This window comes from Halovenus amylolytica, assembly GCA_004015825.1.
GTDB classification, from domain to species: domain Archaea; phylum Halobacteriota; class Halobacteria; order Halobacteriales; family Haloarculaceae; genus Halovenus; species Halovenus amylolytica.
Map to the genome: position 1 here is coordinate 36,636 of SAYS01000026.1, position 7,764 is coordinate 44,399.

Annotated in this window: 8 protein-coding genes; 6 read left to right on the forward strand and 2 right to left on the reverse strand. The window is 60.9% G+C overall.

The genetic code is table 11. The features are described 5' to 3' along the window. The first annotated feature begins 9 nt into the window (after nucleotides 1-9). Complete coding sequence (locus tag EOW68_RS16840; RefSeq protein ID WP_128226331.1) at nucleotides 10-438, forward strand: DUF5796 family protein; 429 nt, start codon at nucleotides 10-12, stop codon at nucleotides 436-438. A gap of 3 nt (nucleotides 439-441) precedes the next feature. Here the strand turns inward: EOW68_RS16840 and EOW68_RS18970 are convergent, their stop codons facing one another. Then, nucleotides 442-576 carry a DUF7128 family protein gene (locus EOW68_RS18970; protein WP_431359022.1) on the reverse strand — a complete coding sequence of 45 codons (135 nt, stop codon included), beginning with the start codon at nucleotides 574-576 and terminating at the stop codon, nucleotides 442-444. Between the two features lie 117 nt (nucleotides 577-693). Here EOW68_RS18970 and EOW68_RS16845 point away from each other — a divergent pair, with 117 nt between their 5' ends. The 5 genes from EOW68_RS16845 (at nucleotide 694) to EOW68_RS16865 (ending at nucleotide 6,609) form a co-directional block, all read left to right on the forward strand. Beyond that, nucleotides 694-2,877, forward strand: coding sequence for a CDC48 family AAA ATPase (locus EOW68_RS16845; RefSeq protein WP_128226332.1), 2,184 nt, complete (start codon nucleotides 694-696; stop codon nucleotides 2,875-2,877). 74 nt (nucleotides 2,878-2,951) lie between these two features. Further along, entirely contained in the window at nucleotides 2,952-3,989 is a 1,038-nt protein-coding gene (asd, locus tag EOW68_RS16850; protein WP_128226333.1) for an aspartate-semialdehyde dehydrogenase, read from the forward strand. A gap of 170 nt (nucleotides 3,990-4,159) precedes the next feature. Beyond that, nucleotides 4,160-4,774, forward strand: coding sequence for a response regulator (locus tag EOW68_RS16855; RefSeq protein WP_128226334.1), 615 nt, complete (start codon nucleotides 4,160-4,162; stop codon nucleotides 4,772-4,774). 72 nt (nucleotides 4,775-4,846) lie between these two features. Next, entirely contained in the window at nucleotides 4,847-6,202 is a 1,356-nt protein-coding gene (locus tag EOW68_RS16860) for an NAD(P)/FAD-dependent oxidoreductase (RefSeq protein ID WP_128226335.1), read from the forward strand. A 68-nt stretch (nucleotides 6,203-6,270) separates the two neighbouring features. Next, entirely contained in the window at nucleotides 6,271-6,609 is a 339-nt protein-coding gene (locus tag EOW68_RS16865) for a 2Fe-2S iron-sulfur cluster-binding protein (protein ID WP_128226336.1), read from the forward strand. A 181-nt stretch (nucleotides 6,610-6,790) separates the two neighbouring features. On the opposite strand, the gene EOW68_RS16870 is transcribed toward EOW68_RS16865, so the two are convergent. Next, complete coding sequence (locus EOW68_RS16870; RefSeq protein WP_431359023.1) at nucleotides 6,791-7,633, reverse strand: FAD-dependent oxidoreductase; 843 nt, start codon at nucleotides 7,631-7,633, stop codon at nucleotides 6,791-6,793. Nucleotides 7,634-7,764: the final 131 nt, after the last annotated feature.

Consider the following 7,764-nt stretch of genomic DNA (forward strand, 5'->3'; position numbering starts at 1 on the left):
TGCTCCCATATGACCGATTTCGAGGAAGTCCCACCGTCGACACTCTCCGTGGAACTCATCGAGGATGGGATTGTCGTCGAGTACACCGATGGCCGTGAAGTGTTCTACCGGGGTGTCCCGGAGCGCGTCGAGTCACCGCACAGCACCACGCCCGGCAAGGATGTCCACGTCCTCGTGACCGACGAAACGGACGCCAGTGGCGTCCTGATGTACGTCGACGAACGAACGACCGAAGCGGATATCCTCCGGGGTACTGGCGTCGGCCGACTCCTGCTCTCCGAGGGCGAGGAGTCGACGCTATTTCCGGGTGTCGTCGTCCGCGGCGGTAACCTCCGATCCGAGATTGCCATCGAAGACGAGATCGACGGCCGAGTATTCATCTTCGAAGAAGACCAGTTCGTCGAACACTCCTACGAACTGGTTCCATCCGACGAGTAATCCTCACTGGATGTACGACGGTCCCTCGCCGTCGCAGTTCTCTTCGTGCGTTCTGGCCTCCTCACGTGCCTCGAAAAGCATCCCACACTCCTCGCACTCGTACATGGTCGCCCCATCCTCGGTGGTTTCAGACACCATATCTACGTTTCTTCGTTGCGGTGACATATGTGTTTCTCCCGGCCCGCCCGTTCGTCGGTCCACTGACTCCCCTCAGAAACGCAAGGAAATTAACTAGTTGCAGCCCTAACTGTGGATATGACCGCCGGTGATGGTGTCGTCGAGGTCCGAGTCGAGGGTGCCCGCAAACGCGATGCTGGGCGTGGAATCGCACGCCTGTCGAACGCAGTCCAGCGGGAACTCGGCATCCTCAGTGGCGACCCGGTGATCCTCGAAAACGGACAGCTCACTGTCGCGAAAGTGTGGCCAAGCGGCGACGACGACGCCGTCGTCCGGATTGATGGCGATACACGCGCCAGTATCGACGCGAACATCGGCGACACAGTTCAGATCCGCAAGGCATCGGTGAAAGACGCCTACGAGGTCACGCTCCAGCCCGCGACCGAACACGCGGACGATTCTCCGTCGACAGAGGGGATCCGGCGGAAACTGGTCGACCGACTCGTCCGGGTCGGCAAACGGGTCCGGATCGAAGGCTACGGACCGTACGTGGTCACCGAGACGGCTCCCAGCGGGTCGGTTCGTGTGACTGATTCGACCAGAGTCTCGGTCGAACCGGATGTCGTCTCGGCAAGTGAGACAGATCAGGACGCCGCCGAAGACTCTGGCAACGTTTCGGATACTGGTACGACGTACGAGGACATCGGCGGGCTCGACGAGGAGCTCGATCTCGTCCGGGAGATGATCGAACTCCCGCTCTCGGAGCCCGAACTGTTCACACGGCTCGGGATCGACCCGCCGAAGGGTGTACTGCTGTACGGACCCCCCGGCAGTGGCAAGACCCTCATCGCCAGAGCGGTCGCGAACGAGGTCGACGCCTACTTCGAGACGATCGACGGCCCGGAAATCGTCTCGAAGTACAAAGGTGAATCCGAGGAACGACTCAGGGGTGCCTTCGACCGTGCGCGGGAGAACGCCCCGGCGATCCTCTTTCTCGACGAGGTAGATTCGATCGCTGGCTCCCGGGACGAAGATGCGGATATGGAAAACCGCGTCGTCGCGCAACTGCTGACACTGCTCGATGGCCTCGAAGAACGGGAGCAGGTGATCGTCATCGGCGCGACGAACCGCGTCGATTCGATCGATCCAGCGCTCCGGCGTGGCGGCCGCTTCGACCGCGAGATCGAGGTCGGCGTCCCCGGACAGGCCGGCAGACGCGAGATTCTCGACGTACACACCCGGAACATGCCGCTTGCCGACGATGTCGATCTCGACACGCTCGCATCCCGGACCCACGGCTTCGTCGGAGCCGATCTGGCGTCGCTGACCCGCGAGGCCGGGATGGTCGCCATCCGGCGGATCGAACACGAGCGTGAACAGCCTGCCGACAGCACGGACGCAGGTGAGGACGCCCAGACTGACGATTCGGCACCCGAACCGGCAGAACTGGTCGTCAGAAACACGGATTTCGAGACCGCACTGACCGGTGTCGAACCCTCTGCGATGCGTGAGTTCGTCGCCGAATCGCCGGATACGACCTTCGCGGACGTCGGCGGTCTCGACGAGACCAAACAGCGACTCCGAGAGGCGGTTCAGTGGCCCCTCTCCTACGGGCCGCTGTTCGACGCGGCGGCGACCGACCCGCCGTCTGGTGTCCTCCTGTACGGTCCGCCCGGCACGGGGAAGACGCTGCTCGCGGAGGCGATCGCGGGCGAAAGTGGTGTGAACTTCATCCGCGTCGCGGGGCCGGAACTGCTCGATCGGTACGTCGGCGAGACGGAGAAATCGATCCGCGAACTGTTCGACCGTGCCCGCCAGACCGCACCCTCGATCATCTTTCTCGACGAGATCGACGCCATCGCCGGGAGCCGCGGGACCGGAAACGAGGTGACAGAACGTGTCGTCTCACAGCTCCTGACCGAGATGGATCGGGCGGCAGACCACCCGAAACTGATCGTCATCGCCGCGACGAACCGCCGAGAGGGTATCGATCCCGCACTGTTGCGGCCCGGACGGCTCGAACAGCACATCGAGGTACCCGATCCCGACGAACCGGCCCGGCGCGAGATTCTGCAGGTGCACACCCGTGACACGCCGCTCGCTGACGACGTGGATCTCGACGCGCTCGCGTCGGAACTGGCAGGCTACTCCGGAGCAGACATCGAATCGCTCGTCCGGGAGGCGTCGATGCGTGCCGTCCAGGAGATCGCGACCGAGATCGAACCCGAGACTGCAGCCGACCACGTCGACGAGATCGTCGTCACACCGGCGCATTTCGAGGCGGCACGGGAGACACTCGACGCCCAGAATGGACTGTCCTGAAACCTGTCAACCGCCGATCGTTCGTGCGAACCGTTTCCAAACTGTTTAGTCGACTGGTTGTCCTATGACCGGGTATGACAGTACGTGCAGGAATAATCGGTGCGACAGGCGCAGTCGGACAGCGACTCATCCAGCTGCTGGAACCACACCCCGAGTTCGAGATCGCCGCGCTGACCGCGAGCGAATCGAGTGCCGGGAAATCCTACCGTGATGCATCGAAATGGCGCATCAACATGCCGATCCCGGAGTCGATCGCAGAGATGACGGTTCAGGCGACCGACCCCGACAGCGTGCCGGACGATGTCGATATCATCTTCTCGTCGCTGCCGTCGAGCGTCGGCGAACAGGTCGAATCGGAGTTCTGTGAGGAGGGATACGTCGTCTCCTCGAACTCCTCGAACAGCCGGACGGCTGACGACGTGCCCCTGACGGTCCCGGAGATCAACGCCGACCACATCGACCTGCTGGAGGTCCAGCGCGACAACCGGGGCTGGGACGGCGCGCTCGTGAAGAACCCAAACTGCTCGACGATCACGATGGTGCCGCCGCTGGCTGCACTCGAAGAGGCCTTCGGCCTCGAACGGATCACCGTCTCGACGCTGCAGGCCGTCTCCGGTGCGGGCTACTCCGGCGTGACGTCGATGGAGATCATCGACAACGCCATCCCGCACATCGGCGGCGAGGAGAACAAGATGGAAACCGAGTCCCGAAAGCTGCTCGGCGAGTTCGATGGCGCGGAAATCCACTGGCACGACGCACAGGTCGACGCCTCCTGTAACCGCATTCCGACACTCGACGGCCACCTCGAAAACGTCTGGACCGACACGGCCGAGGACGTAGACGCCGAGGCTGCCGCCGAGGCGATGCGGGAGTATCCGACGCTCGATCTGCACAGCTCGCCGGACCAGCTCGTCCACGTGTTCGAAGAGCCGGAACGACCACAGCCACGCCTCGACCGTGACCGCGAGAACGGGATGGCAATCGCCGCCGGTGGCCTCCAGGAAACCGAGGCTGGCCTCCAGTTCAACTGTCTCGCACACAACACCATGCGCGGTGCTGCCGGGGCATCCGTACTAAACGGCGAACTCCTCCTCGAAAAGGGCTATCTGTAGCGACGCGAGGCTCCCGAACGGGTGTACCGATATCGCCACTATTCTCTTATTCGAGAAACTGGCAGTCTCGGCCTTTTTATTCGACGATTAAACGGTTTAAACGGTTTCGAAACAGTCTGTACCGTACGTACGTTTAATACTAGATCTATCCATCGAGACGAGTACGACTGATGAATGGTGATCTTCGTATTCTGTTGGTAGACGACAACGAGGGCTGTCGGGAACTCTACGCGCTGTGGTTGGACGGGAACTACGACGTCCAGACAGCCGAAAACGGTCTTGCAGCGATCGAAACGGTGACAGACGACATCGATCTGGTTTTGCTCGATCGGAATATGCCTGGTCCCAACGGGGTCGATGTCGCGGAGAAGCTACGAGAGGACGGGTACGACGGCGGCATCATCATGGTGAGTTCACAGCCGCTTGATTTCGATCTCTCCCAGTCACCGTTCGACAACTACGTCCAGAAACCTGCACAGAGAGATCATCTCGAACACGCGGTCGAACGGTTCGTGACACGGCAGCGACTGCAGGACAAACTCAACGAGTACTACGCCTCGACGGCCACACTGGCGACGCTGGAAGCACAGCACTCGGAAGCCGACGAGCGCCAGGAGTACGAACGAGCCAGACGTCGCGTCGAACAGTCGCGGGCGGCCGTCGAGAGACTCCTCGAAGAGAGTGTCATCGACTGGAAGACTGCATTCACCGTCCTCGAAGAGACCGAACCACCGGAGACACCCGAGCAAGCGACAGAGACGCAGACGCTTCTGCTGAACTCCTGACATTCATTCTTTCCGACTCGTCGCTGTCCGGGATGGCAGGGGATTTATGCTACGAGAGAGTGCCTACCAGATATGGAGCGTGTCGACGTTGCAGTCGTCGGTGGCGGCCCGGCCGGAACCGCTGCCGCTTGGACGGCAGCAGAACACGGCGCGAACGCCGTCGTCATCGAGAAGGGAGTGCCACGTGCGGACCGCGACGGTCCCGGTCCCGATTCGACCGATGCAGCCGGATTACTCGACTACTGGATCGATATCATGGAGTTCGGAACCGAGGAGATCCCCGAGGATGTGCGGCTCAGAGATCTCGATGGCGCGGATTTCATCGGCCCCTCGGAGTCGTTCCAGATCGATCAGACGGGCATCGACGCCTCGTATCCGGCGTTCGGTGTCGCCTTCCACCGTGCGAAGTTCGACGACTGGCTGCGCGAGGAAGCCGAAGCCGCGGGAGCGAGCTACCGGATCGGAGATAGTGTCACTGACGTCGAAACGACGATCGACGGCACACACGAGCATCGAATCCTACTTTCGAGTGGTGAGGAGATCACCGCGACGTATCTGATCCTCGCCGATGGGCCACAGCGGACGATCACCACTGACGTGCTCGATCAGTTCACCGGCGACCGGAAGATTGCGGACGTTCTCAACCCGACGAAAGTCAATCATATCGCGTATCAGGAACACCGCAGGGTCCCAGAAGAACTGTACGATCCCGCCCGCCTGAAGTTCTGGTGGGGGATCATGCCCGGGCACACCGCGTACCCGTGGGTGTTCCCGAACGACGAGAACATCGCTCGGATCGGGCTGACGATGCCGATCGGTCTCGATATCGGCGACTACAACCCCGACCACTGGGAACTGCTCCGCCGCGACGACGAACAGATCCCCCAGGGAAAAGTCTACATTCGACGACTTCTGGAGCGGGAGTATCCCGACTACGAGCTGGACGATTTCCCGCTGGTCGAGGATCGCGGAAAACGTGGCGGGACGGAAACCTACCCCATCTCCTCGACGCGGCCGATCGAATCACCGACCGCGGCAGGGATCGCAGTGGTCGGCGGCGCGATGGGGGGGACATCTGCCTTCCACGAGGGTGGCGACCACGTGGCAGTCCGGACCGGCAAGATCGCCGGTCGCCTCGCTGCTCAGGAGCACCTCGAACAGTACAACAGTGAGTGGCGCGACGCACTCGATACCGAGTTCCTGCGAAACGTGACGATGGCGGAGCTGGTCCAGGATTATCAGCCGAGTGACTGGGATCGCACGTTCGGTGCCGCCAGGACGATGTTCAACCGTGGCGAGTATTCGATCGGCAGTACCGCCCGCGCTGGCCTGACTGGACTGAAGATGCTCTACGGCTACAAACGGACGAAAAGCAGGTTCAAAAACGGCAACTACATCCAGTTCCGCGAGTCCGAATACAGCGTCTGAGTTCTCGTTTTCGGTCAGCACTGCAGGTTGACCAAACTCTCAATGTCACAGCAATCAAACAACTCGTCATGCCGACGATCACCTTCGAGGACGAACAGATCGAGTGCGAGACGGGTAAGAATCTTCGGGACGTGCTCCTCGACGCCGGCCTGTCGCCTCACAACGGCCCGACAGCACTCTCCTGTCACGGGCTGGCGACCTGCGGGACGTGTGCCGTCGAGATCGAGGGCGAGGTTGCCGAGCCATCCCGTCGCGAACGCACCCGGCTGAACTTCCCACCACACTCGTCCGACAGTGGACTCCGACTCGCCTGCCAGGTCGCTGTCACCGACGACCTGACCGTCCGCAAGTACGAGGGATTCTGGGGGCAGCATACCGAAGATGGGTCCCGAAGTGATAGGGATTAACAACAGGGTTCGTTCAATCGAACAAGATACTCCCCGATCACTGTCAGAACTGCTGTGACCGATACACCACGCTCGTTCAGCGGTGAGTCCCCGATTGAACACGAGACCTATGGCATCCGAACTCTCAGGAACCAGCACTGTCGTAGGACCGTCAGGCGGTCTGTGTGCCAGCTATGTGTGACTAATCGGTCTCTTTCATCAAATTCCACACGTTCCGGCTTGCGATTACCTGCGTCTCCATCGCCGAGATAACTGGCTCCATCGCGTTTATGTAATAGACGTTCGGGTGGAGCCGGAACGGAGCGGTGTCCGACCGTGGCGTGAACTCCGGATAGGCATCCCATGGGATCGTCTGCACCTCGGTGACGTCGTAGAATATATCCGTTTCAGTTACCGGGACGGATGGTTCTCGCGACGCCAGGGCGAAAACGTACGGTCCCGTATCTCCATCGGTAGGCTGGCGGTGTAGGTCGTAGAATGGTTCCGTCGAATCCGCCGTCGTGACTACAGATCCGGGTGGTGCGTCGGGACTCCCGAAGTATTCCGGTGAGCACTCCCCGACCACGAACTGCGATTCCAGCCGCACGAAGTCGATATCCTCCGGGAGGTCGACCCCCCGGAGGGACCTGCCAATCGAGATATCTGCCGATTCCAGTGGCGCCGCGATACATAATACGTCGAATTCGAAGTCCTCTGTGTCAGTTGCAACGGAGACGGTGGAACCATCTGCTTCGATCGAGCGAATCTCCGTGTCGGTTTTTACCGTGGCGTTCGACCGTTCGAGGAGCCGCTGACAGAACTGGATCGTCCCTCCTTCCACTGTGTACACCGATCCGACCGTCCCTCCCCCCACGAGCGCGACGAGACAGGCGAAGGCGTGGATTTCAGATGGGTTCTGTGCGTAAAAATTTCGTGTGATTGCACTCACGAACTCGTCGATTGCCCGGTCTGAGATCCCCTCATTCCTGAGGTATTCGTCACCCGGGATCCAGAGCAGGTGATCAAGACCAATCGCGTGTAACAGATCCGTCCATCCGTCTTTAGCTAAGCCACCTCTGCGGTTCTTGGCTGGATACCGGTAGCCAGTCGTTCCTGAAGCACGAGACGCTGCTGATGGATTTTTTGGGCATCTTCGATTAGCCGATCCAACAGCGG